Source organism: Centipeda noxia ATCC 43541, from assembly GCF_000160555.1.
GTDB lineage: Bacteria > Bacillota > Negativicutes > Selenomonadales > Selenomonadaceae > Centipeda > Centipeda noxia.
Map to the genome: position 1 here is coordinate 75,422 of NZ_GG749280.1, position 25,204 is coordinate 100,625.

At 55.8% G+C, this 25,204-nt stretch carries 20 protein-coding genes and 2 tRNA genes; 8 read left to right on the plus strand and 14 right to left on the minus strand.

The window, feature by feature from the left end; genetic code table 11:
- Positions 1-189: 189 nt before the first annotated feature.
- The 3 genes from HMPREF7545_RS04265 to HMPREF7545_RS04275 all read right to left on the minus strand — a co-directional run bounded on the left by HMPREF7545_RS04265 (position 190) and on the right by HMPREF7545_RS04275 (position 3,084).
- Positions 190-1,281: an ABC transporter ATP-binding protein gene (locus tag HMPREF7545_RS04265; RefSeq protein ID WP_006694453.1), complete on the minus strand. Its 1,092-nt coding sequence runs from the start codon at positions 1,279-1,281 to the stop codon at positions 190-192.
- A 138-nt stretch (positions 1,282-1,419) separates the two neighbouring features.
- Complete coding sequence (locus HMPREF7545_RS04270) at positions 1,420-2,442, minus strand: ABC transporter substrate-binding protein (RefSeq protein ID WP_006694454.1); 1,023 nt, start codon at positions 2,440-2,442, stop codon at positions 1,420-1,422.
- Between the two features lie 273 nt (positions 2,443-2,715).
- Positions 2,716-3,084, minus strand: coding sequence for an MGMT family protein (locus tag HMPREF7545_RS04275; protein WP_006694455.1), 369 nt, complete (start codon positions 3,082-3,084; stop codon positions 2,716-2,718).
- Between the two features lie 219 nt (positions 3,085-3,303).
- On the opposite strand from HMPREF7545_RS04275, the gene HMPREF7545_RS04280 reads away from it, so the two are divergent.
- The 4 genes from HMPREF7545_RS04280 (at position 3,304) to HMPREF7545_RS04295 (ending at position 4,830) form a co-directional block, all read left to right on the plus strand.
- Positions 3,304-3,380, plus strand: a tRNA-Val gene (locus HMPREF7545_RS04280).
- 50 nt (positions 3,381-3,430) lie between these two features.
- A tRNA-Val gene (locus HMPREF7545_RS04285) sits at positions 3,431-3,506 on the plus strand.
- A 101-nt stretch (positions 3,507-3,607) separates the two neighbouring features.
- Positions 3,608-4,129 (plus strand): flavin reductase, encoded by a 522-nt coding sequence (locus tag HMPREF7545_RS04290; RefSeq protein WP_006695679.1) that lies wholly within the window; start codon positions 3,608-3,610, stop codon positions 4,127-4,129.
- A 2-nt stretch (positions 4,130-4,131) separates the two neighbouring features.
- Positions 4,132-4,830, plus strand: a complete 699-nt coding sequence (locus HMPREF7545_RS04295) for a Crp/Fnr family transcriptional regulator (protein WP_006694457.1) — start codon at positions 4,132-4,134, stop codon at positions 4,828-4,830.
- Between the two features lie 74 nt (positions 4,831-4,904).
- On the opposite strand, the gene bioB is transcribed toward HMPREF7545_RS04295, so the two are convergent.
- From bioB to leuS, 9 genes are all read right to left on the minus strand, one after another.
- A complete protein-coding gene (gene bioB, locus HMPREF7545_RS04300) occupies positions 4,905-5,915 on the minus strand; it encodes a biotin synthase BioB (RefSeq protein WP_006694458.1) in 1,011 nt (336 codons plus the stop codon).
- A 97-nt stretch (positions 5,916-6,012) separates the two neighbouring features.
- The gene (locus HMPREF7545_RS04305; protein ID WP_006694459.1) at positions 6,013-6,843 is read right to left on the minus strand and encodes a class I SAM-dependent methyltransferase; all 831 of its coding nucleotides are present in this window, start codon (positions 6,841-6,843) and stop codon (positions 6,013-6,015) included.
- Positions 6,840-8,294 carry an O-linked N-acetylglucosamine transferase, SPINDLY family protein gene (locus HMPREF7545_RS04310; protein WP_006694460.1) on the minus strand — a complete coding sequence of 485 codons (1,455 nt, stop codon included), beginning with the start codon at positions 8,292-8,294 and terminating at the stop codon, positions 6,840-6,842. Before HMPREF7545_RS04310 ends, HMPREF7545_RS04305 begins: the two co-directional genes overlap by 4 nt.
- Complete coding sequence (locus HMPREF7545_RS04315; RefSeq protein WP_006694461.1) at positions 8,294-9,445, minus strand: metallophosphoesterase; 1,152 nt, start codon at positions 9,443-9,445, stop codon at positions 8,294-8,296. Before HMPREF7545_RS04315 ends, HMPREF7545_RS04310 begins: the two co-directional genes overlap by 1 nt.
- 30 nt (positions 9,446-9,475) lie before the next feature.
- Complete coding sequence (locus HMPREF7545_RS04320; protein ID WP_006694462.1) at positions 9,476-10,393, minus strand: AEC family transporter; 918 nt, start codon at positions 10,391-10,393, stop codon at positions 9,476-9,478.
- A 90-nt stretch (positions 10,394-10,483) separates the two neighbouring features.
- Positions 10,484-13,315 carry an excinuclease ABC subunit UvrA gene (gene uvrA / locus HMPREF7545_RS04325; RefSeq protein WP_006694463.1) on the minus strand — a complete coding sequence of 944 codons (2,832 nt, stop codon included), beginning with the start codon at positions 13,313-13,315 and terminating at the stop codon, positions 10,484-10,486.
- A gap of 7 nt (positions 13,316-13,322) precedes the next feature.
- The gene (gene uvrB / locus HMPREF7545_RS04330; protein ID WP_006694464.1) at positions 13,323-15,368 is read right to left on the minus strand and encodes an excinuclease ABC subunit UvrB; all 2,046 of its coding nucleotides are present in this window, start codon (positions 15,366-15,368) and stop codon (positions 13,323-13,325) included.
- A gap of 116 nt (positions 15,369-15,484) precedes the next feature.
- A complete protein-coding gene (locus tag HMPREF7545_RS04335) occupies positions 15,485-16,633 on the minus strand; it encodes an HD-GYP domain-containing protein (protein WP_006694465.1) in 1,149 nt (382 codons plus the stop codon).
- A 36-nt stretch (positions 16,634-16,669) separates the two neighbouring features.
- Positions 16,670-19,141, minus strand: coding sequence for a leucine--tRNA ligase (leuS, locus tag HMPREF7545_RS04340; RefSeq protein WP_006694466.1), 2,472 nt, complete (start codon positions 19,139-19,141; stop codon positions 16,670-16,672).
- 219 nt (positions 19,142-19,360) lie between these two features.
- Between leuS and HMPREF7545_RS04345 the strand changes: the two genes are divergently transcribed.
- Positions 19,361-20,113 (plus strand): sulfite exporter TauE/SafE family protein, encoded by a 753-nt coding sequence (locus HMPREF7545_RS04345; RefSeq protein WP_040571213.1) that lies wholly within the window; start codon positions 19,361-19,363, stop codon positions 20,111-20,113.
- Positions 20,114-20,150: 37 nt separating this feature from the next.
- Here HMPREF7545_RS04345 and HMPREF7545_RS04350 read toward each other — a convergent pair whose 3' ends face one another.
- Positions 20,151-21,509, minus strand: a complete 1,359-nt coding sequence (locus HMPREF7545_RS04350) for an amino acid permease (protein ID WP_006694468.1) — start codon at positions 21,507-21,509, stop codon at positions 20,151-20,153.
- Between the two features lie 152 nt (positions 21,510-21,661).
- Here HMPREF7545_RS04350 and HMPREF7545_RS04355 point away from each other — a divergent pair, with 152 nt between their 5' ends.
- Together HMPREF7545_RS04355 and HMPREF7545_RS04360 are read left to right on the plus strand one after the other, a co-directional pair.
- Positions 21,662-22,288 (plus strand): polysaccharide deacetylase family protein, encoded by a 627-nt coding sequence (locus HMPREF7545_RS04355; protein WP_006694469.1) that lies wholly within the window; start codon positions 21,662-21,664, stop codon positions 22,286-22,288.
- A complete protein-coding gene (locus HMPREF7545_RS04360; RefSeq protein WP_006694470.1) occupies positions 22,285-22,944 on the plus strand; it encodes an IMPACT family protein in 660 nt (219 codons plus the stop codon). The genes HMPREF7545_RS04355 and HMPREF7545_RS04360 overlap by 4 nt, the downstream gene beginning before the upstream one ends.
- A 36-nt stretch (positions 22,945-22,980) precedes the next feature.
- On the opposite strand, the gene HMPREF7545_RS04365 is transcribed toward HMPREF7545_RS04360, so the two are convergent.
- The gene (locus HMPREF7545_RS04365; RefSeq protein WP_040571214.1) at positions 22,981-23,661 is read right to left on the minus strand and encodes a Crp/Fnr family transcriptional regulator; all 681 of its coding nucleotides are present in this window, start codon (positions 23,659-23,661) and stop codon (positions 22,981-22,983) included.
- A gap of 151 nt (positions 23,662-23,812) precedes the next feature.
- Here HMPREF7545_RS04365 and HMPREF7545_RS04370 point away from each other — a divergent pair, with 151 nt between their 5' ends.
- Positions 23,813-25,162 carry an MFS transporter gene (locus HMPREF7545_RS04370; RefSeq protein WP_006694472.1) on the plus strand — a complete coding sequence of 450 codons (1,350 nt, stop codon included), beginning with the start codon at positions 23,813-23,815 and terminating at the stop codon, positions 25,160-25,162.
- The last annotated feature ends 42 nt before the right edge of the window (positions 25,163-25,204 follow it).

Consider the following 25,204-nt stretch of genomic DNA (forward strand, 5'->3'; position numbering starts at 1 on the left):
GCAGCGCCTGGAATGTCTCCGGTTCCTTGAGGATATCGACCACACTCGCAAAATTAAACTCACCGTTCACCCAGAATGCATTGAATAGAATGAGCAGAACCGGGAATGCGACGACGATGACAAGAATGGCAATCGCAAGGAATAAGATCAGCTGTGCCATTCCGAAACTCTTTGGCTTGCTCATGGAGCTCATTCGATCACCCCTCTCTTCAGTGCATCTGCCTCAAACCAGAGCAGGTTGAGGAAACGAACCTTGCAGGCATCGCCCGCCTGGAACATCAGATTTTTACTGAGTGCAATGTGTGTCTCAACGCTCGTCCGGAGATGCGTGCCGTCGATCTCAATGAGATAGTCCATCATCGCACCGAGGAAGTTCGCACGCTTGACCGTTCCGGTCAGGCCCTCGCCCTCACGTGCGAGCACGACATCCGACGGCCGGAATCCGCCTGCCCAGCGCTCCGCATCCCCCTCCGGGGTCTCCCAATGGATGGGCTGGCTGCCGCTGCCGACGAGGAACGCACCGTTCTCGCGGCGCACGTCGATGAAATTCGCAATCCCCATGAAGTTGAATACGAACGGGTTCACCGGCTGCTCAAAGATTTCCCACGGCGTGCCGATCTGCTGTATCGCTCCAACCTCGTCCATGATCGCCACACGGTCCGAGATCGCAAGGCCGATCTCCTGATCGTGCGTAACGTAGAGCACCGTGACATTCAGTTTGCGCTGCAGCTCCTTGATCTCAAAGCGCATCTCCTCGCGCAGATTCGCATCCAGATTCGAAAGCGGCTCATCCAGAAGGAGGAGAGCAGGCTTGCCGACCAGCGCACGGGCCAGCGCAACACGCTGCTGCTGTCCGCCGGACAGCTCCGACGGCAGACGCTTCTCAAGGCCCTTCATGCCGACGATCTCGACCATCTCTATAACCCGTTCGCGAATCTCCTCTTTCGGGCGCTTTGCGATCTTCAGAGGATATCCGACATTATCAAATACCGTCATGTGCGGCCATACGGCATAGTCCTGGAACACAAGCCCGATGCCGCGGTTCTCCGGCGGCACCTCAACCTGCGCAGCAGGATCCGTGACAAGTGTATCGTCGAGATAAATCCTGCCTGCATCCGGCGACTCAAATCCAGCGATCAGACGAAGGAGAACGGTCTTGCCGCAGCCGGACGGGCCGAGCAGCGTAAAGCACTCCCCTTTCTTGATCGTCAGCGACAGATTGTTTAGTATGCTGCGGCTTCCATAGCTCTTGCTGACATCCTCCACACGGATAATATCCATACAGACCTCCCCCAGCCCGCGAGGCACGCGCTGTGCCGGCGGGCAGCCTTTGGCACGGCGCAGTTGCCGGCCTCCACTCAAAAGGCGACGGAACGAACGAGTTCATTCCGCCGCCTCCTTGCTTCCAAGTTTATGCGCTTATTTCTTGCCGATGATCTCCGTGAACTTCTTGATGGTCTCCTCTTTCTGCGGGAGAATTTCCGTATAGTTCACCTTGATCGCACGCCGGAGCGCCTCCTCAGGTTTTGGCAGTCCGAATTTCTCAGGAATCTCAACATCGCTGCGCACCGGCAGCGTCCCCTCATTTGCAATCATTGTCTGTGCCTCCTGACTCAGGAGGTAGTCGACGAATTTCTTCGCAGCGTCAATGTTGTTGGACTCCTTGAAGATTGCAACCGGGCTCGGGACAACGAGCAGTTCGGGCGGATATGCGAGCGCCACATGCGCGCCCTTCTTTACCTTGTTGTTCGTGATGTAGTCAACGGCAAGGCAGGCAGAGAGCTCGCCCGAAGACGTATCGTCAATGACCTGTCCGGCGCCCTTGCCGATGCGCGTCTGATTCGCGCTCAGCTTCTCAAAGAACTCCCAGCCGAACTGCTTCTGCAGGAGTGCAATGCTCATGTAGGAGGTTCCGGAGAGTGCGGGGTCAGCGATACCGAATGCATTCGTAAATGCAGGCTGCGCAAGATCGGCCCACTGCGTCGGTGCTGACTGGATCTTGTCCGTATTGTACGCAATGCCGAGCGTGCCGAGACGTGCCGCCGTGAACGTACCGTCGTAGTCATCGAACGGATTCAGCAGCTCGCCGAACACCGGCGTCTTGTAGTTCTCGAGAACACCGTCCGCCTTCATCTTGTAGAAGTCAGGCACTTCGCTCGTCCAGATGACATCGGCGAGGATGTGGCCGCTCTGCTTCTCTGCAGCGATCTTTGCCATCAGTTTTCCTGCACCTGCCGACTGGTAGTCGACTTCGATGTCGGGATACTTCTTCTTGAAGCCCTCGACAATGCCGCCGATCAACGATTCTTTCATGGATGTGTAGATCACCAGCTTGTTCTTGCCGCCGTCGGCGCCGCTCTGCTGCGGACCGCCGCCGCATCCTGCCAGCATCACTGCACACAGAAGCACGGCAAAGATTGCGAGAATGCCTTGTTTTCTCATACGCTCACCTCATCTAAAAACCTGCCATGTTCTCGTCACCGGTTCCCGCATCGTAATCAATCAATAGAAAACGCGTAAAGAATCGAACACGACAACAATACTCACAGATTTATTATAACAATCTGTATTTATATCGTCAATCACAATTGCTAATGATCCTATATCATTTTTTTATTGTAAAACTACATGACGATAAATATGCCGATTCATCTTCCACACTTGAAAATAAAATCTAAATCTCCAAAAGGTGCTGGCCTTTGCCCCCTCACTTTTCTAGGCTTCCCATCGATACCTCTTCAGATCGGCATGATGCTCGTCCTTTAGTTCAACACCTTCACCGCGCAGGAGCTCCCCCTGCTCCTGCCAGCCGGGAACCAGTCTCCCCGCATGATTCACGACGCGATGGCAGGGGTAGGCGCCGTAGTAGTATTCCGCACGGCTGAGCACCTTGCCCACGAGTCGGGCATTCCGCTCGCGTCCGATGAGACGCGCAATCTGCCCGTAGGTTGCGACTCGTCCGCGCGGAATCTCCGCGACGACGGACAGGATCTCATAGGCGAGCTCGTCCGTCAGGACGCGATCATTCCGCTCCTCCTGCGCGCCGTACCGACGGACAAAATCAAAAAACTCTATGCGGCTCATGCGAGATTCCCTCCGATCACAGCACTCCGCTCAATATCCTGCAGACTGTTTCACAAGCAGCAAAGTGCTCTCACCCTCGGATTCATTCTAACACCTTTTGAGAAAACGGCAAAGAGAAAGGCGCAATCCAATCACCGTGATTTCGAAAATACAGGTTGACAATTCGTCAATTCATCTGTTATAATCCATCTTGTCGTTTGAATATAGGCGGCAGGTTCGGGGGTTATAGCTCAGTTGGTTAGAGTGTCTCGTTGACATCGAGGAGGTCACAAGTTCGAATCTTGTTAACCCCACCATTTTTTCTTGTCCGCAGTCGTGCGGATTTTTTTATCAGTGCTTCCCTTAGGCTCACTTAGCTCAGTTGGTAGAGCATCTCCGTCACATGGAGGGGGTCGGGGGTTCGAATCCCTCAGTGAGCACCATTCGGCACAGCATCCGCCCGTTCGGGCGGTTTTTTTGTGCTCTGTTTGCACCGTGTGTTATAATGGAAGAAACTTTGGAGCATCGTAAAGGAGGCAGCATCATGAGTGTCAAAGAGATTCGTCCAACAGACATCAAAGACAATGTATTCCGGCTGATCGGTCAGGACTGGATACTGGTCAGCGCGTCACATAACGGAAAGACCAATGGAATGACGGCATCATGGGGTGGGCTCGGCATTCTCTGGGGGCGGCCGGTTGCCTACATTTTTATCCGCCCTACACGTTATACAAAGGAGTTCGTTGACGCCTCGGATCACATGACGCTGTCGGTCTTTGATGTGAAATACAAACCGATGCTGCAGTATTTCGGTACAGTATCGGGACGCGATGAGGACAAGATCGCAAAGAATGCGCTGACTTTGGAGAAGGACGGCGCTTATACGTACTTTGCCGAAGCACGCCTCACCCTGCTCGCGAAAAAACTATATGCACAGCAGCTGGAGGAACAGTTCTTCACAGCAGCTGCGGCCGACCCTGCAGATGGTCCCCGCAGCCACTACCCCAAGCAGGACTATCATACGATGTATGTCGCGGAGATTGAAAAGGTCCTTGTAAAGGAGTAAGCATGGCAACCAGCGACGAGAAAAGCGCTGCCCAGATTCTTGCAGGGACCTCCCTCGCACAGGGGATGAATGAGGAGGATCTGAAGGAGCTGCTTGCTTCCAGCGAGGTGACGCTGCGCACCTATCCGAAGGGCGCGATTGTCTTTCACGACGGAGATATGCCCCACTCGCTTTACATCCTGCTCAAAGGCGAAGTACACATCCTCAAGGATACGTATTCGGGCCGACAAATCTTCATCTCGGAGATCGATCGTCCGGGCGATATGTTCGGCGAGGTCTATGAAGTACTGCAACGGCCCTATGATATGTATGTGCGTGCCGTAACAGAGGTAAAGCTCCTCGAAGTCTCAAGCCATCTCTTTACGCTCGATATCGGCGATAAGCCGCGCCGCAGTGCGCTCATCGTGCAGAAGAATCTCATGAAAATCTTTGCGGGCAAAGCATATGGAATGCATACAAAGCTCAAAATCTTGGCGAGCGGCACGCTGCGCGAGAAAATTGTCCGCTATCTCTACCCGCATGTTGATGCCGAGGGACATGTAACTCTCACAGTCAGCCGCGCGTTCATCGCCGCCTACCTCGCCGTCAGTCGCCCGTCCCTCTCACGCGAACTCGGTGCAATGCAGCGTGACGGCATCATTCAGGCGACCGGCCGCAGCATCCGCATCACCGACATGGATCTCTTTGAATCGTATCTGTAAGAAATGACAAAACAGGGCTGTCGAACGAAGTAAACCTTCGTCCGACAGCCCTGTTTTTATATAATGTTGGGGAATTACCTTGCGCCGCAGGTGCCTGTCGATACGCTGCAGTCTTCATTCCTGTTCGTAAAGCCAAGCTCCTTGATGAGCTCCATGTCCTCGGCGATCGTCGTGCCAGAGGTCGTGAGCATATTGCCGGTGATGGACGCGGATGCGCCCGCGAGGAACGCCGTTGCACCGTTCTCGGGCAGGAGTTTGCGCCCCGCACCGAGACGGATGTTCGCCGTCGGATTGATGAAGCGGAAAATTGCGATTGTCCGCAGAATTTCATCGCCTGAAAGCGGAGTAAGATGCTCCAGAGGAGTCCCCGGAATCGCCATCAGCGAGTTAAGCGGGATGGATTCGATGCCGAGTTCCTGAAGAGCGAACGCCATATCGAAGCGATCCTCCCAGGTCTCGCCCATTCCGATGATGCCGCCGGAGCAGACGCACAGGCCCTCCGCCTGTGCCATCTTGATCGTCCGGATACGGTCGGCATAGCTGTGTGTCGTGCAGATCTCGGGGAAATAGCGCTCCGATGTCTCGATATTATGATGATAGCTTGTTACGCCGACCTCGCGCAGCCGACGAAACTGACTCCGCGTGAGGAGTCCGTGCGATGCGCAGAGATCAATGGAAAGTGTCCGACGCATTTCCTTGTAGACATCAATCGCCATCTCGAACTCCTTGCCCGAGAGTGCTCCGCCGGAGGTGACGATGGAGAAGCGGTTCGCCCCTGCATCCTGATTCGCCTTCGCATGTGCCATGATCTGCTCCTGCGGGAGGAATCCGTAGGTATCGACGCCCGTCTTATGGCAGGCTGCCTGCGCGCAGTATTTGCAGTTCTCTCCGCAGCGCCCGCTGCGTCCGTTGACGATCGTACACAGATCGATATGATTCCCGCAGAACTGCTTTTGCAGACGATATGCCTCCTCGCTCAACTCTTCGAGCGGCGTGTCCATAAAGATGGAACGATCATCTGTGGGACTGAGACGATAGCCTGCAATGATCTTGTTGGTAAGTTCTGCCACACGACTTTTTCGCATAAAAAAATCCCTGCCTCGCAATAGATTATATTTATATCGTCTATTATAAGGCAGAACTCTCTTTACGTCAACTAAATATTTATTTTATGGTTTACCTTTATATTTCTGCGAACAGATCCTTTAGGGCACGGGCCACAGAATCTCTGTGCACGCAGATTTCATCGGCAAAGTCAGCCAAATAATCATGAAATATTCCCTCGCGCATGCAAAGTGCGCGCAGAGCATCAATGCTCTCTGCCGGCGAGATACCGTATTCGATGCGATGCAGGAGACGAGCGGTCTCGCCCCTTACCTCCCGAGAAAAAAACATCTTGAGATTTGCCGCTGCAGCCGTGCTTCGCTCCGCGCGAATGAGCCACGTGCGCGTCATGAGGTCGTTGCTGACATTGGCAAAGCCCGCGCTGCTCCACGCGGCTGCCTCCGCAGGATCATCATCACGCTCTCCCGCAAAGAAGTGAATCTCCTTGTAGAGCGTATCGTTCAACAGGCGTACAATTTCGGGCTTTGCATAGAGATGACGATCACCGCGCACAGGAAAAGCCCCTCTCTTCAGCTCTCTGAGTACACGATGATAGCGGATATTCGTGTAGCCGGTATAGAGCGTGCCGGTCTCCTTCAGACAGCGGTTGAGGGTCATCAGCGCATCATATGGCTCATAGGCAGACTCAACAGCGAACGGCGAGAGAATACGATCAAACGTCCCCTCTGCAAACGGCAGCAGATCGCGCCGCCAGTCAAGCACATGGAAGTGAACGCCGAGGGACGCCGTCTCCGCATGTGCCGCGATCTCCTCATAGGGCGTGACTGCGTGGATCTCCGCATTCGGACAAAGAGCGCGCAGCTCTCGCAGCTGTGCCGAGCCGTCAATGACAAGGATCATCAGGCACTCTGTACTTCCTGGCATAAGCTCCAGGAGGGTCGTCTTCACTGCTTAGCATCTCCATATTTCGCCCATGCGGATTCAATTGCCGACCATACATTATCCGTATAGGAAGACACATCCATCAAGGGACTCTTTTCAAGCGCAGTTCGCAGCGCGCTCCGACCGCTCCGCACAGCCGCGATATCTTCCGCCAAACCAACTGCGATACGCTCATAGGCGCGCGTATCAGCAGCAATCCACTCGGTCTGTCGGGCCGCCGTCAGGATACTCGCCCCGAGCCGTCCTGCATGGGTCGTGCCTTCAAGCGTAACGATGGGAACGCCCATATAGAGGGCCGTCGCGGTGGATGCTGCTCCCGCATAGGGGAATGTATCCAGCATGATGTCGACATCTCCATAGCTGCCGAGGTAATCATTCTTCCCCTGCCGCACATAGATACGCTTCATCGGCAGCTTCAAGCCTTCGAGCATCTCGAGAATCGTCGTTACACGCAGCGGACTCTCTACCGTATCCTGCAGGATGAGCTGCGCCTTCGGCAGCTTTTTCAAAATCTGCCCCCAGACCTTCAGAACCTCCTCGTTGATCTTCATAAAATTCACAAACGCACCAAATGTGACAGGCGCATCGGCGGGGCGTGCAGAAACCGGCGCTGCACGCATATCTGCGCGCGGCCCAAAGGCAAATGCATACGGAAGACACATGACCTCTTCGCTGTAAAAGTCATCCGTGCCTTCGGGAGTCAGGATCTCATCGGTCAAAATCCCATCGACAAAGGATACGCCGGTTGTTGCAAACCATCCGATTGCCGAGAGTTGTACCGGCGCAGGACGCCGGGCGAGAATCATAAGCGTCATACCCCCCTCTGTGTGACCGCCGAGGTCGATGAGCACATCCACTTCATCGGTGCGAATCGCCTGTGCCTGCTCCTCGATAGAGAGATTAGCGAGTACATTGTAGCGAACCGAGCCGCCGCGCATTTCTTCGGTAAAATCATCCGTACGGTCGCTGAGAGAATAGGCATAGACATCACAGCTCTTCGTGAGCCCGCGCAAAAGCGGTGCGTAGAACAGCGCAGACGAAGAGGAAAGGAAATGCGGCGCAAGAAAGCCGACGCGCAGCCGCTCATGATGAACCTTTGTGCGCGGCGGAAGAGGCTCCTCGCTGCGATAAAGCGTGGCATACATATCAAACTGTGCCTTGAGCTCCTTCGGGGTCAGATTCGGAACGGCATGGCAGAGATAGAGATAGTTCGAGAAATGCTGTCGCTGGCTGCGCAGGAATTTATCCTCCGTCGCAGCTTCAAAGTAGGCCGCGAGCGCGCCCTCTGTATCCGCAAGTGCACCGCAGCATGCGCCCATCATCTCAGAGAAACGCCACTGTTCATCATCAGGAATTTCCTCGTGGGCACGCAGATACAGAATCGCCTCAATTGCTTCGTAGATGTAGCCCGTATGAATATCCTCGCGAATTGCGCTGTAATCCTCCATCCAACTCATTATGCTTTTCTCTCCAATCTAAAATATGCGATTTCGGGCGGACACCCGATCCGAAGAGGGAACCAGCTGCCGTTCCCCGTATGCACGTAACCGTAATTCTCTCCGATGCGCACCATCCCGCGCGTATACTTAAAAACGGGGAACAACGGCTGACCGAAGATACCGAACTGGCTGCCGTGCGTATGCCCCGACAGCGTCAAAGGGACTCTGCCGTGCGCAGCCGCATCGTCGATGAACTCGGGATGATGCGCGAGCAGTATAGTCACGGCATCATCCGGAACATCCTGCATCGCCGCAGCGAAATAGGATTCCTTTTGTGCGTAGAAGGCATCGCCGCGTCCAAACGGGTAATCAACGCCTGCGATATAGAGGCTGCCGCGCCCCTCGACATGCTGTGCCCCATTCAGTACGACGCGCACCTTCTTCTCACGCTGCATGCGCTCTGCGATGAGGCGTCCGTTGTGATAGTATTCATGATTGCCGATACAGTACCAAATGCCGTTCGGATAGTCCTCCGCATGGGATACAAGCACCTTCTCCGCGGCTTCGTTCAGTCGTTCATCATCAAAGATATCGCCGGTCACCGCGAGAAGGTCCGCACCGCTGCCTGCAACCTCCGAGAGCAGCGCCTCAAATTCCTCCACAGAGAAATATGCGCCCAGATGCACATCGCTGATCTGCGCGATCAGCATCCCGTCCGCCTCGTCGGGCAGGCCGCGTACAGGGATTTCATAGTCTCTGCGCACGGTATGATGCCGCTCGACAAATGCGCCGTAGCTGCTGAGCAAAAGTCCTGCCGCAGGATAAAGCGCCGCATTTTTGAGAATGCGCCGCCGCACGGGATCGTACGGAATCTGCCTCGTTTTTCGCATGAGGAAACGCAGCCCAGCTGCAGTCATCACGGCAGCGAGTGCGATCAGCTGCCCGACAAAGAGCAGGATGATCGGCAGTATGAGTTCCCCTGCCCAGCCGTCTGTCCGATGCGTACTGAACAAAAAGAATAGGCCCCCGATGCTGCCGATGTCAAAGGCGGCAATGCCGGTGCGCACTGCAATCAGGCGCCGTCCTTCTGTCAGATACCGCAGGAAATAGACGGACAGTCCGAGGATCAAACCGACTGTACCAAAAACGATCAGGATGAAACCGGGCAAAGGAACCTCCCTTCGGGCACAAGCATCATATCAAAGCCCTGTAATCATAGAAACAAATGGAATTGTCGCCACCGAGATCAGTGTCGAGAGCGCGATGATCTCCGTCATCAGAGGATAGGCGACCTTATTGTAGAGCAGCGCTACCATCGCCACCATACCGCCCGTCGGCGCAGCGACAATGACAAGACTGCAGCCGAGGATGTAGGGGTTTGTGACAAACATCTTCATCGCAAACAGAATTGGAATCGGCAGCACGACCGCCTTGAGGAATGTATAGACCAAGAGTTTGCGGTCCGTGAGCATGTGACGCACATGGATATCCTTGAGCGATGCGCCGATCATCATCATCGCAAGCGGAGCCGTCAGTGCGCCGATCATCGTAAATGCCTGCATGACGAGAGGATGCGTAGGGATCTCGCCGAAGTAGATGACGCAGGCGATCAGCGACGCGATGATGCCGGGGTTGAGCAGCATGCGGAACATCTCGCGTCCGCGGCGCTTATGAATGCTGATGGAAGAAACGCCGTAGACAAAGAACAGCAGGTTGGCCGGAATGAAGAACAGCGTCATGTAGACAACCGCCTGATCGCCGTAGACCCCTTGAACAAGCGGCAGCCCCATAAAGAGGGAATTGTTGAACCAGAACGACAGATTTACAGCGCCGCGCAGGCGTCCGCGAAAACGCAGAATGAGCGGCAGGAGGAATCCGACAAAACACATCATGGCGAGCAGCGCAGCGTATGCCGCATAGGTCTCGATAACCTGCGTCAGCCCCATATGTTCCTCCGCATGCATGGCCGCAGAGATGATGAGCGACGGGCATGCAATATTGACGATCAGAGAGGAAAACTGCTCCTGGTTGTTCGGAATAATGATGTTGTAGCGGCGTGCGAGCGCGCCCGCAAAGATCATCAGAAAGAATACGACCATCTGACCTAAAATCAGCATCTCAAGATTACCCTCTTTTCAGTTCATATATTTTCCCCTTTCCCCGCTTTTTGTGGAAGCAATGCAGGGACGAACGAGCCGACGGGGCGTTTATCTGTGTTTTTCTTCGAGCAGCGGCTTCAGGAAATGGCCCGTATAGGACTCTGCCGTCTTTACAATCTGTTCCGGCGTTCCCTTCGCGACGACAGTCCCGCCGCGCACGCCACCCTCGGGTCCGAGGTCGATCACATAGTCCGCAGCCTTAATCACGTCGAGATTGTGCTCGATAACGACAACCGTATCGCCGCCGTCCACGAGGCGCTGCAGAATGACGAGCAGCTTGTGGATATCCGCCGCATGCAGTCCCGTCGTCGGCTCGTCGAGAATGTAAAGTGTCTTGCCCGTGCTGCGCTTGGACAGCTCCGTCGCGAGCTTGACGCGCTGTGCCTCACCTCCCGAGAGCGTCGTCGCGGGCTGGCCGAGACGGATATAGCCGAGCCCCACATCGCGGATGACCTCGAGTTTGCGTGCAATGCGCGGTACATTTTGAAAGAAGGTCACCGCTTCCTCGATGGTCATATCGAGCACCTCAGCGATGGTCTTTCCTTTGTAGTGCACCTCGAGCGTCTCACGGTTATAGCGCGCTCCTTTGCAGACCTCGCAGGGAACGTAGACATCGGGCAGGAACTGCATCTCGATCTTGAGGATGCCGTCGCCGCGGCACGCCTCGCAGCGTCCGCCCTTGACGTTAAAGCTGAACCGCCCCGCCTTGTACCCGCGCATCCGCGACTCGGAGACCTGGCTGAACAAATCGCGGATGGCATCGAAAACGCCCGTATACGTCGCTGGATTCGAACGCGGCGTGCGCCCGATCGGCTGCTGATCGATATTGATGACCTTGTCGATGTGCTCGAGGCCCTTGATCTTCTTGTGTTTTCCGGGTTTCCCCTTCGCACGGTACAGACGCGAGGCGACGCCGCGATAGAGGATCTCATTGACGAGCGTCGATTTGCCCGAGCCGGAGACGCCCGTGACGAGCGTCAATGTACCGAGCGGGAACTTTACGTTGATCTCTTTGAGATTGTTCTCCGCGGCGCCCACGATCTCGAGGAAATTCCCGCTGCCCTTGCGCCGCGTCTTGGGCACGGGAATGAACTTCTTGCGTGCGAGATACTGCCCCGTGATGGAGGCGGGGTTCTTCATGATCTCCTTCGCTGTCCCCTCGGCGACCACCTCGCCGCCGTGCTCTCCTGCGCCGGGACCGATGTCGATGATGTGATCGGCGGCGTACATCGTATCCTCGTCGTGTTCGACAACGATCAGCGTATTGCCGAGATCGCGCAGATGGCGCAGCGTCGCGAGCAGGCGGTTATTGTCGCGCTGATGGAGGCCGATGCTCGGTTCATCGAGGATATAGAGTACACCCATCAGTCCCGAGCCGATCTGCGTTGCCAGACGGATGCGCTGTGCCTCTCCGCCCGAGAGGGTTGCTGCAGCGCGCGAGAGCGTGAGGTAGTCCAGGCCCACATCGAGGAGGAAGTGCAGGCGCGCGTGAATCTCTTTCAAAATTTCTGCAGCAATCTTCGCCTCACGCGGGCTGAATTCCTTCTCCGCCTCTGTCAAAAATGCGTCCGCATCGCGGATGGTGAATGCCGTAAGATCGGCGATATTCTTCCCGCCGACTGTCACGGCAAGCGTCTCTGGTTTCAGCCGCGCCCCGTGACACGCCGTACACGGCGTATCCGTCATATAGTCCTCATAACTCTCGCGCATCTCCTCGGAGTCCGTCTCGCGGTAGCGGCGTGCAAGCGCCGGCAGAACACCCTCATAGGGCACATTGTACTCCTTTTCCTCGCCGAACATATTTGTATATTGGAAGGAAACATATTCCTCCGAGCCATAGAGAAGTGCATGCTGTGTTTTCTTGTCCATGCGGTTCCACGGCGTATGCTCGTCGTAATCATGCTCGCGGAGAAGCGCCGTGATCGCGCGCATCCCGTAGGAGTTCGGATTTTTCGAGAGCGGCGCAAAGACGCCGTCCGCAACGCTGAGCGTCGGGTCAGGCAGGACAAGTTCGGGATCGAACTCCTTATGACTGCCGAGTCCCGTACAGACAGGGCATGCACCGAACGGGCTGTTGAACGAGAACATGCGCGGGGCAATCTCAGGAAGCGAGATGCCGCAGTCCACGCAGGCAAAATTCTCACTGAACATGAGGAGATCCCCGTCCACGATCTGCACATAGACCACGCCGCCGCCGGCGCGGAGCGAGGTCTCAAGTGAGTCCGTCAGTCGGCTCTCCATCCCTTCGCGCACAACAAGGCGATCGACCACGATCTCGATCGTATGCTTCTTCTGCTTCTCGAGCACGATCTCTTCACCGAGATCGCGCAGTTCCCCGTCAATGCGCACGCGCACATAGCCGTCGCGGCGAATCTGGTCGAGGATCTTGCGGTGTTCCCCCTTCTTTCCGCGCACGAGCTGCGCCATGATGAGCAGCTTCGTTCCCTCGGGCAGGGCCATAATCGCATCCGCCATCTGATCGACGCTCTGCTGCGTGATGGGCTTGCCGCAGTTTGGGCAGTGCGGACGCCCCGCGCGCGCATAGAGCAGGCGCAGGTAGTCGTAGATCTCCGTCACCGTGCCGACCGTCGAGCGCGGGTTGTGGCTCGTCGTCTTTTGATCGATTGAGATCGCAGGAGACAGCCCCTCGATGTTGTCCACATCGGGCTTGTCCATCTGTCCGAGAAACTGCCGCGCATATGCGGACAGGGACTCCACATAACGGCGCTGTCCCTCGGCGTAAATCGTGTCAAACGCGAGTGAGGACTTGCCCGAGCCGGACAGCCCCGTCACCACAACTAATTTATCGCGCGGAATCTCCACGTTGATATTCTTCAAATTATGGGCGCGTGCCCCTTCAATTTTAATACTTTCGTTCATGTTGTTCCTATTTCTTCTTTTTCTTTGGCAGTTCGCCTTCGAGTTCCACAATCATATCGCGCAGCTCTGCCGCGCGCTCGAATTCGAGCGCACGCGATGCCTGCTGCATTTCACGCAGAAGGCTCTTGACGAGATTTTCGCGGTCCTTCTTCGCGAGTTTCTTCTTCGCCTTAGAGTCCTGCCTCCCGTAGGGCTCTTTGCCCTCGGCGGCGACAAGGGTCATCTCAATCAGCGGAACAATGGGCTTTTCGATGGTCTTCGGCGTGATGCCGTGCGCTTCATTATATTCATTCTGGATCGTACGGCGGCGCTCCGTCTCCTCGATCGCACGCTGCATCGAACCCGTAACGACATCACCGTACATGATGACATGCCCCCCTGCATTGCGCGCGGCGCGTCCGATGGTCTGGATGAGCGCGGTGTCGGAACGCAGGAAGCCCTCCTTATCCGCATCGAGAATGGCGATGAGCGAGACTTCCGGCATATCGAGCCCCTCGCGCAGGAGGTTGATGCCGACGAGCACGTCGAACTCACCCGCACGCAGGTCGTGGATAATCTCCGCACGCTCTATAGTCGCAATGTCCGAGTGGAGGTAGCGCACCTTGACCCCCGCTTCGCGCAGATAGTCTGTGAGATGCTCTGCCATCCGCTTCGTCAGGGTCGTAACGAGCACGCGCTCATTGCGCTCAATACGGAGGCGAATCTCTGAGAGCAGATCGTCGATCTGCCCGTCAAGCGGGCGCACCTCGACCACAGGGTCAAGGAGCCCCGTCGGGCGAATGATCTGCTGCGTGACCTGCTGTGCCTGCTGGATTTCATATTTTCCCGGCGTCGCCGAGACGTAGACGATCTGATTGACGCGCGCCGCGAACTCCTCGAATGTCAGCGGACGGTTGTCGAACGCGGACGGCAGGCGGAAGCCATTGTCCACAAGTGAGATCTTGCGGCTGCGGTCACCGCCGTACATGGCGTGGATCTGCGGTAGGGTCACGTGGGACTCGTCGATCATGATGAGGAAGTCCTCGGGGAAATAATCGAGGAGTGTATATGGCGTATCCCCTGCGTTCCTGTGCGTAAGGTGGCGCGAGTAGTTCTCAATGCCGGAGCAGTAGCCCATCTCCTCCATCATCTCGAGGTCGTAGTTCGTACGCTGTTCGAGCCGCTGCGCTTCGAGGAGTTTGCCCGCGCCCTTGAGTTCATCCAGGCGCTCCGCAAGCTCCGTACGGATATCCGCCATTGCGATTTTCATATCCTCATCGTCCGTGACATAGTGAGACGCAGGAAAGACCATCGAATGCAGACGTTCACCGTAGACCTCGCCCGAGGTCACATCAAACTCGATGATGCGTTCGACCTCGTCGCCGAACATCTCGATGCGCACTCCCCGGTTGTTGTAGCCCGCAGGATAGATCTCGACTACATCACCGCGCACGCGGAAACGTCCGCGCTCGAAGGCGATGTCGTTGCGTTCGTAACGAATGGAGACGAGTTTCTGCAGGATCTCCTCGCGCGGGATCGTCTGTCCCTTGTGCACGGAGAGCACCATCTCGTGGTAGCTCTCCGGTGAGCCGAGGCCGTAGATGCAGGATACGCTCGCGACGATGATGACGTCACGCCGTTCAAACAGCGAGCAGGTCGCTGAGTGACGCAGCTCGTCGATCTCGTCATTGATGGAGGCGTCCTTTTCGATGTAAGTGTCCGTCTGCGCAATATATGCCTCAGGCTGATAGTAATCATAATAGCTGACGAAGTACCCGACATAATTATCAGGAAAGAACGACTTGAACTCACTCGCGAGCTGCGCAGCAAGCGTCTTGTTGTGCGCGATGACGAGCGTCGGCCGCTGCACGCGCTCGATGACCTTTGCCATCGTATAGGTCTTGCCCGTGCCCGTCGCGCCGAGCAGCACCTGTGCGGTCATCCCGTTCTCGATGCCGCCTGCAAGATCGGCGATTGCCTGCGGCTGATCGCCCATCGGTTCAAAGGGAGCAGCGACTTTGAACGGAAGCTCCGTATCGAACCGCGTTGTATTGAGTTTTGGAACCATCGCCATCGGCCGCTCTCCTCCGATCTGTTAAAAAGTCATTCTTGTATTATAACGCATTCGGCGTACGATGGAAATAGCATGCGAAAAGAAGCACCCCGCAGGGTGCTTCGAACAACCGCATCTCAGAGTTTGCTGACATCGGTCGCCGTCATGATCTCGACAACTGTGAGATCCTTGACCGTATTGAGATCGATGAAGCCTCCGTCCGCGAGCTGGACAACCGGCATAGCCGTGACGCGCGATTCATCGATGTAGACGATGCGTCCTGCTGTACCATCCGAAAGACGCAGCCAGCAGCCATTGAGCGCAGCATTGAGCTTTCGCATAAAGAGTACAGCGTACTCCGAATCGAGTTTTCCGTCAAGCACATCGGCATAGAGGATCTTGAACACCTCGAACGGCGAGCGCTTCTCTGCATAGCTGCGGCTCGACGCCATCGCATCGTAGCTGTCGAGCACAGCGAGCACCTTGCCAAACGTACAGATTTCCATATCCACCAAGCCGAACGGATAGCCCGAACCGTCGTTGCGCTCATGGTGCTGAAGAACTCCGTTCATGAGATCCGTACGCGTGGAGAGATCGCTGGCCTCGAGAAGCTTAAAGCTGTCGACAACATGATTTTTAAGAATGTCGAACTCTTCCTCGGTCAGAACGCCCTTCTTCTCGAGCAAGTCCTTCGGGATCATCTGCTTGCCGATGTCGAGGAAGAGTCCGGCCAGGACCATGTTCTGCCGATCAATTCCGGTGAGTCCCATCCACTTTGCCATGAGTCCGCCGAGAATGGCGAGATGGACACAGTGATGGAGGTTGTAATCCCCCTCCTGGTTCATGCTGTAAATCATAGAGATCGCCGTTGCGCCCTCTTTGTACAGATCGCGCAGGCGACCGCTGGACATCACGTTCTGCAGGATCTCCATATTGAGTTTCCCGGTCTCTGCTGCCTCGTGAAAAAGTTTCTCCATCTCGGCATAGACGTAACGGTAATTCTCCTCGTATCTGATATCCAGCTTGACATCGCGCTCGGGCATCACCGTTCCCTCAAAGATGGGCATCGCTCCCCGCCGCGTCGCTTTTTCCTTTTGAACAGCGGCAAAAATACTGTCCTCATCGACATAGACGGATGCAATTCCCTTCTCCTTGAGGAGCTTAATCGTCTCTCGGTCCAGAACGGTGCCGCCCTCTACGAGAACGACTTCTGACTCCCCTTCGTAAACCGTACGCCCGATCAGCATCTCCGGCAGCAGGCTCCGGACAGCAAACGCTTTTAACATAGACTTTCTCTCCCTTTTTCATCCTTGATTTGTGCCTTACTTCACAACAATGTTGACGAGCTTCTCGGGCACACAGACGACCTTCACAATGGTCTTTCCCTCGGTGAGCTCCTTCGCACGCGGCAATTCGGTCACAATCCGCTCCATCGCCTCTCTGTCCAGATCAGCGGCAATCTTCACCCGGCCGCGCACCTTGCCGTTGATCTGCAAGACCACCTCAATCTCATCCCGCGTGAGCGCGAACGCATCGCAGGCAGGCCATTTCTGGGCGTGCACGCTGCCCGTAAAGAGCCGTTCCCAGAGTTCCTCCGTGATGTGCGGAGCAAAGGGAGCGAGCATGCGCAGCAGCGCACGCGCCGTCTCACGCGCCAGCGCCGGAGAGAGTTCCTTCTCCTGAAATGCGTAGAACGCGTTGACCAGCTCCATAACGGAGGAGATCGCTGTATTGAACATGAAGCGATCCCGTACGTCCTCCGTGACCTTCCTGATGGTTATATGCAGAACGCGGCGCAGATCGACCTCCTCCGCGCTGAGCGATGACACATCATAGACATCGGATGCGCCCTTGATCACCTTCTCAAACTGTAGGAGGATGCGCCAGACACGATTGAGGAAACGGAACGCGCCCTCGACCCCCTGATCGCTCCAGTCCAGATCGCGGTCCACCGGAGCCGCAAACAGGATGAAGAGACGCGCCGTATCGGCACCGTAGTGCTCAATGATCTCCTCAGGCGAGACAACGTTGCCGAGGGACTTCGACATCTTCGCACCGTCCTTGATGACCATGCCCTGCGTGAGGAGATTCGTAAACGGCTCATCAAAGTCCAGCATCCCCGCGTCGCGCAGCACCTTCGTAAAAAAGCGCGCATAGAGGAGATGCAGAATCGCATGCTCAATGCCGCCGATGTACTGATCGACGGGCGCCCAATAGTTCACCTTGTCCCGGTCAAACGGGCGCTCCGTGTTGTGCGGGTCGGCGTAGCGGTAGTAGTACCACGAGGAGCAGATAAAGGTGTCCATCGTGTCCGTCTCGCGCGTCGCGTCGCGGCCGCACTTCGGACATGTGCAGTGAAGGAAGTGCTCGCTCGATGAGAGCGGCGAAACCGAGCCGCCATCAAACGACACATCCTCCGGCAGACGTACGGGAAGCTCCTCCTCCGGGACGAGCACTTCTCCGCATTTCTCGCAGTTCACGATGGGGATGGGGGCGCCCCAGTAGCGCTGGCGCGAGATGAGCCAGTCGCGCAGGCGATAGTTAACGCGGCGCTTGCCGAACCCCTGCGTCTCTGCCTCGTCGATGATGGCGCCCATCGCCGCTTGCATCTCCATCCCCGTGAACTTGCCGGAGTTGATGAGGATGCCTTCCTTCTCAACGTAGGCCGCCGTCATGTCCTCCAGGCGCAGTTCCCCCTCAGGCGGACGGATGGTGAGGATCTTGCGGATGCCGTATTTCTCCGCGAACATCCAGTCGCGCTGATCCTCGGACGGTACCGCCATGACCGCACCCGTACCGTACTCAAAGAGCACGTAGTTCGTAATCCAGATCTCGACCTGCTCGCCATTGAACGGATTCGTGCAGAAGAGGCCGGTAAAGATGCCCTCCTTCTCCGACTCGCTCGAGGAGCGCTCGATGTCCGACTGCTTACGGACGCGTGTGCAGAACGCGCGAATCTCGTCTGCCTTGTCGCTGATGGCGCAGATCTTCTCCACGAGCGGATGCTCGGGTGCGAGTGCAAGGAAGGTGATGCCGAAGACGGTATCGGGACGCGTCGTGTAGACGGATATCTCTGTATCGAGCGCAGGCGCGGGCAAACGGAACTCGAGGCCCTCGCTTCGCCCGATCCAGTTCTCCTGCATCGTCTTAACGCGCTCGGGCCAGCCGGGCAGCTTTGCAAGATCGGCGAGCAGCTCGTCGGCATAGTCCGTGATCTTAAAGAACCACTGCGCGAGGTTTTTCTTTTGTACTTCGGATTTGCAGCGCCAGCATTTCCCGTCCTCGACCTGCTCATTGGCGAGCACCGTTCCGCAGGTCTCGCACCAGTTGACAGAGGCCGCCTTTTTATACGCCAGCCCCTTTTTATAAAAGAGTTCAAAGAACCACTGCGTCCAGCGATAGTAATCCTCGCGGCAGGTGATGACCTCGCGGTCCCAGTCGTACGCGAGCCCGAGCGCACGCTGCTGGCGCTCCATATTCTCAATGTTCGCATACGTCCACTGCGCAGGATGTACTTTGTTCTGGATCGCCGCATTCTCGGCGGGCATGCCAAAGGAATCGAACCCCATCGGGTGCAGCACATTGTATCCTTCCATCGTGCGGAAGCGCGCGATCACATCTCCGATCGAATAGTTGCGGACATGCCCCATGTGGAGTTTTCCCGACGGATACGGAAACATCTCAAGCACGTAATACTTCGGTTTCGTATCGTCCTCCTCCGTGCGGCAGCGGTGCTCTGTCTCCCAGATTTTCTGCCACTTCGCTTCAATCTTCTGCGGGCAATATCTCTCCACTATGCTCTTGCTCCTCCCGGTCTATTTTACTTAATATAGCTGTCATATATTATACATGATCAGAGAAAATGGTCAATCGTTATTCATATTGTTCCTAAAGATTTTTTAGGACTTATTGCCCCCCTATGTGTAACAGAATACTATGACAAAACATATACAAACATATGTCTTCTATGTTAATATAAAATACAATTGCATGCTGGGAAAGGAGCTGCACTTTTGGAACACTATCTCTCGGGTGTCGCCGCTCATATGGGGCCGACGCTTGCCGTTTTTTTTGCCGCGTTCATTCAATCCATTACAGGTTTTGGACTCGTCATCATTGCGGCGCCTCTGCTCATGTTCTTCTACGAGCCGAAACTCACCGTGCCTGTCATGCTGCTCCTCGCGTGCAGCGGCAACGCCGCACAGGGCTTTCTTATGCACCGGCAGGCCAACTTCCCTCTTATTCGCTCGATGTATCTTGGCATGCTCGTCGGACAGCCCATCGGCTTCTTCTTCTTCACCTACATTTCCAACGATGCGCTAAAGGTCTTCATCAACGTTGTCGTCCTTGCCACGCTCCTCCTCATGCAGATTTCACACCGCCGCATCGAGGAACGCCGGCGGAACACCGTCATCACCGGAATGCTCTCGGGATTCACCGCGATTACAACGGGCATGGGAGGACTCCCCTTTCTCATCTACCTCGCCTATTCGAAGATGCCCCCTGACGTATTTCGCGCCACCTGCTTCGTCTATTTCTTTCTTGGCAACGCCACCTCGCTTGTCAGTTATCTCATCGGCGGCTTTCCGCTCGCGCCGGCATTCAGCGAGTTTATCTATCTCCTGCCCGCGCTCATCTTCGGCATTATCTGCGGACGGGAGAGCATGCGCTTTATTCCCGCGGCTCTCCTGCGCAAACTCATCTTCGTGATCCTCTACGTTGCGTCTACTTATACCATCATCTCGATCCTCATAAAAAATTTCTGATGCATAGAAAAAAGCGCGGCCATACGGCCGCGCTTTTTCATGTACGCACATGCCTTTGCCGGAGGCGGTAGACAATCATCGGCACGATAAGCAGCGGAACACCGAGATAGAAAGCAGAGCGAAGTCCGGGCGTAAACACCATGAACGCGAGGCAGAGTACCTGCGCCCAGATCCCAAACAGCGTCACATAGGGGAAAAGCGGCGTGCGATAGCGCAGCTGTTCAACCGTCCCCTCCGCCTCGTGTCTGCGCCTGCACCGATACTGACTCCAGCAGATGGAGATCCATGCCGCAGCGCCCGAAAATCCCGAGAGAGCGAGCAGATATGTATAGAGCGCCGCATTCGGATACATTGCATAAATGCCGATCACAATCCAGCAAAAGACAATGGACGCACAGATGGCGCGCGAGGGCACCCCTCTGCGGCTCAATCCCTCGAGCGCACGCGGCGCCATCCCCATCGTCGCCAATGCATGCACCGTACGTGCTGCGCCGTAGAGGCCGGAATTCGAGCAGGAGATTGCCGCCGTAAGCACAACGAACGAGAACAGTGCGCCGAGATGCGACAGCCCATGCTCTGAAAGCGCTGCGGCAAAAACGCTCTTTGTGAGCGTCGCATGATCCCATGGGAGGATCGAGATAAGCAGCGTGATCGGAATGATGTAGAGCGCAATGATGCGCCATGTCACATTACGCACAGCAGTCGGAATACTGCGTGCGGGATCGGCGGTCTCCCCTGCTGCCAATCCGATGATCTCCGTTCCCTGAAAGTTGACGAGAATAATGACCATCGTAAGCGCGATGCTCCAATAGCCGTTCGGCGCAAAGCCTCCGCTGCCGAGCAGGATGCGCGTTCCAATATAGCCCTCGTCGCCGATCAGGCCGAGACAGATGAGGAGCGCCACTGCGCTGAACGCCACAAGCGCAATAATCTTGATAAGCGCGAGCCAGAATTCGCTCTCGCCAAATTTATCGACACGAAACAGATTGAGAAGTGTCACAATCAATCCGAAGAAAACCGCCCACCAAATCGTCCCGATATCCGGAAAGAAGCCGTTCATAATAATGCCGGCAGCAATCATCTCCGAGGGCACATAGGAGACCCACGTCACCCAATACGACCAGCCGACCCCGCACGCCCATGCGGCCGAAATATTCTCCCGCGCATAGATGACAAACGAGCCCGAGAGAGGCTTCTCCACGGCGAGCTCCGCTAAACAGAGCATGACCGCAAGAACGATCATGCCGCCGAGGAGATAGGAGAGTACGGCTGCAGGCCCTGCCTGCTCGAGTACATAGCCCGTCCCGAGGAAGTATCCGCTCCCGATCACACCGCCGAGAGAGATGAACTGAAGGTGTCTGTGCTTCAGCTTCCGTTTCATTGTCGATTCGCCCATGGGCTCCCTAACACGACCTTTCCGTATTTTTTCACGATTTAAAACTGCGCTCTCATCATACTACAAGAACATGTGAATTACCATGTTTTATTTGACAAAGACGTAAATTTTTATTATCATTTGATTAGCAATATAAAGGAGGAGCATTCATCATGAAATTCAAAGCCTTGCTGCTCGCCCTCGCCTTCGCTGTCGGTGTTTCCGGCACTGCGGATGCAGCCGTCACCGAGCACCGGGAGACAACGATCAACCTCTCGATCGCCTACCCTGTTCTCAGTCTCGATAATGCGGCTGTCGCCGACCGCATCAACGCGGATATCCAGATGCTTGCGGCGAACTTCCGCGCACAGTTCGAAAGCGGCGCATTCTACCGCGGCGAGCTTGGCTACCGCGTGCACCTCGACGACGACAACTTCCTCTCCGTCACCTTCACCGATCTGCGTTATGCGCTGCACGGCAATCAGCCAGCACGCCGCGACTACGGCTTCGTCTACTACAAAAAGACGGGTCAGCGTCTGCCGCTTGCCTTCTTTGTCCATATCACTCCGTCCGATCTCGACGGAGAAGCGGTCAGCGGACATCTCTACAACGAGCAGGGCCGCAATACGCCGATTCAGCCCGAAAAAACCGTGCGTCAAGTGCCGGCAGACTACTTTCTCGGCGGGCGAGGCTTCGTCTGTCCGATCTTCCAGCCGGGTGAGCTGACCGCGAGCACCGGGCCGACTTACATTCTGCTTGATGCGAGTGTTGTCGACTACTTTAACCGCAAGAACAAATGAGCCGGGATCGTGGTTACACGACCATCACAGGGGAGATACCGAAGGGCGGTGTCTCCCCTGTTTCGTATGAGATCCAGCGCTCCCGCTTCCTCGCCTATGTCTTGCACGCAGAGGACGAAGATACGGTGCGCGCATGGCTTCAGTGTGTGAAAAAGGAGCATTTTGAGGCGCGTCATGTGCCCTATGCGATGGTTCTGGGCGCGAACGCCGACCATCAGCGCTCAAGCGATGACGGCGAGCCGGGCGGTACGGCCGGCAGTCCCATTCTCGAAGCGATCAAGATGCGCAGCATCACAAACGCAGCTGTCGCCGTCGTGCGCTACTTTGGCGGGATCAAACTCGGTGCAGGAGGTCTCATCCGAGCCTATGCACATGCTGCAGGACTTGCGCTGGATGCCGCCCAAAAAGTGCGCATGACGCCCCTTCAAACGTTGTGCGTTGTGATCGACTACGATCTCCTCGCCGCCGCAGAACGCTATGTCCGCGATATGGCACTGCTTACCGGCGAGACCTCCTATGCAGAGGCAGTCACCCTCACCCTGCTCGTTCCGCCCGACGACATCGAGATGCACCGAAGCGCACTGACGGACCTCACCGCCGGACGCGCCAAATATTTGCTTGGCAGCAAAGACTATACTGCTGTACCACTCCCGTAGAATAGAAAAGCGCTCCGATCGGAGCGCTTTTCTATTCTATTCTATATTGCAGATATCCTTGCCGCAGTTTTCGCAGTGAATTGCTTTCTTGAGATACCCAATATCCTTGATGAAAATGAGGTGTCCGCGCATTTCGATGATCCCCTTCTTTCTGAGTTCCGAGAGCATCTGATTCAGACTTTCGCGCGCCGAGGCGGAGTAGTTTGCGAGCTCCTGATTCGTAAGCGGCACGGAGATCAGAATGCCGTCCTCCGTCTCCATCCCGTAACTGTTTGCAAATCGGATGAGCGTTGAATAGAGTGCCCCCTTCTTTCCGTAAAGCACGAGATCGCGGAACTTCAGATGCTGCTTGCGCATGTGCTGTCCGATCAGCTTGAGGAGTGCAATGGAGAGATGCGGATGCTTCTCGAGATGTGCCTGAAGCACCGGAAACTCGATCGCATACACCTCCGCCGCACTGCGTGCAATCGCACTGAAGATATAGGTCGGCGTCTCCTCATAGAGCGGCAGCTCGCCGATGAGGCTGCCCGTCGTCGCAAGGCGCAGGGACAGAACACGTCCCGACGCACCGTACTTCATGATAAAGATATGCCCCGAACGCACAATATAAAAGTAATGTGCCGGCGCACCCTCGCGAAAGAGGTATGCACCGTCATGCAGCGAAATAAGTTTTCCCGGAATCGACTCCATCTCTCGGATGAGCATTTCCTGATCCACAGCACGCTCCCCCTCTCATTGCAGCTATTATGTATTTCTATTATATTTTTAATATTATCGGAAAAAGCCGAAAAAACCTGTGATCTTGATCACATGCAAAGTAAAATTTTTTCTCTATACTTTTTTTATATAGAAATTATACATAGGAGAGATGCAGATGAAAAGCAAGGATATTCTCACTGTACTCGGCGAGAACCCATCGCGGCGCGAAATACTCGCCCACTGGGATCCGGAGAATGAAGTGTTCTGGAAGCGCTGGGGAGAGCGCATCGCAAAGCAGAATCTCTACACGTCGACATGGGCACTGACCCTGTCCTTCGTTGCATGGACAATGTGGGCAACGATCGCCGCCCAGCTCAACCATGTGGGATTTCACTTCACAGACAATGAGATCTTTACGCTTGCGGCGCTGCCGGGTCTTGTCGGTGCAACAGGGCGCCTGATCTACACCTACCTCCCTGCCGTCGTCGGCGGCCGCAACTGGACGTTCATCTCGACGGCGCTGCTGCTCGTCCCGCTCATCGGTCTCGGCAATGCCCTGACCGACACGACGACAAGCTATGACACCTTTGTCCTCCTTGTAGCAGGCATCGGCATCGCGGGTGCAAACTTCTCCTCCTCGATGGCAAACATCGGCTTCTTCTTTCCAAAAGCACAGAAGGGGCTTGCCCTCGGCATCAACGCGGGCATCGGCAATCTCGGCGTATCCCTCATCTACCTGACAGCACCTATGCTCCTCGGCGCGAGCTTCGGCGGACTCTTCGGCGCCCCGCTCATCAATGCGGCAGGAAAGGAAGTTTATCTGCAGACCGTCTGCTACTTCTGGGCCATTCCGACGGCATTAACCCTCGTTCTTGTCTGGATGTTCATGGACAATCTCCCCATCCCGAAGCAAAGTCCGCGCAGCATGATGTCCATCTTCGGCAATAAGCACACATGGCTCATCACCATCATCTACACCTGCGGCTTCGGCTCATTCATCGGCTACTCTGCCGCACTCGCCCTGCTCGTCAACCGCGAGTTCCCGGAGGTCTCCTTTGCCTATGCGGCGTTCGTCGGTCCCTTCATCGGCGCAGGCGTCCGCCCCATCGGCGGCTGGGTAGCAGACAAGGTCAACAGCGGTGCAAAGGTCACCTTCTACTCGCTGCTCCTTATGCTGACAGCTTGTATCGTCACCGTCATGGGCATTGAGGCACACAACTTCGCACTTTTCTTCGGCGCATTTCTTGTACTCTTCTTCTCGACCGGCTTCATCAATGCGGCATCCTTCCGCATGATCCCGTTTGTCTTCGACAGCCCGGTGCATGCCTCGCTTGTCACAGGCTTTACGGCAGCGATTGCGGCATACGGTGCGTTCTTCATTCCGAAACTCTTCGGACTCTCGTATGCGACACAGGGCAGTGTGATCCCCGCATTCTATTTCCTCATCGGCTTCACGGTCCTGACCATCATCATCACCTACGTATTCTACGCACGCAAAGGTTCCGGCATCCGCTGCTGACCTGCCGCCTCTGCTTCATCCATCAAAAAAGCATCCTTCGCA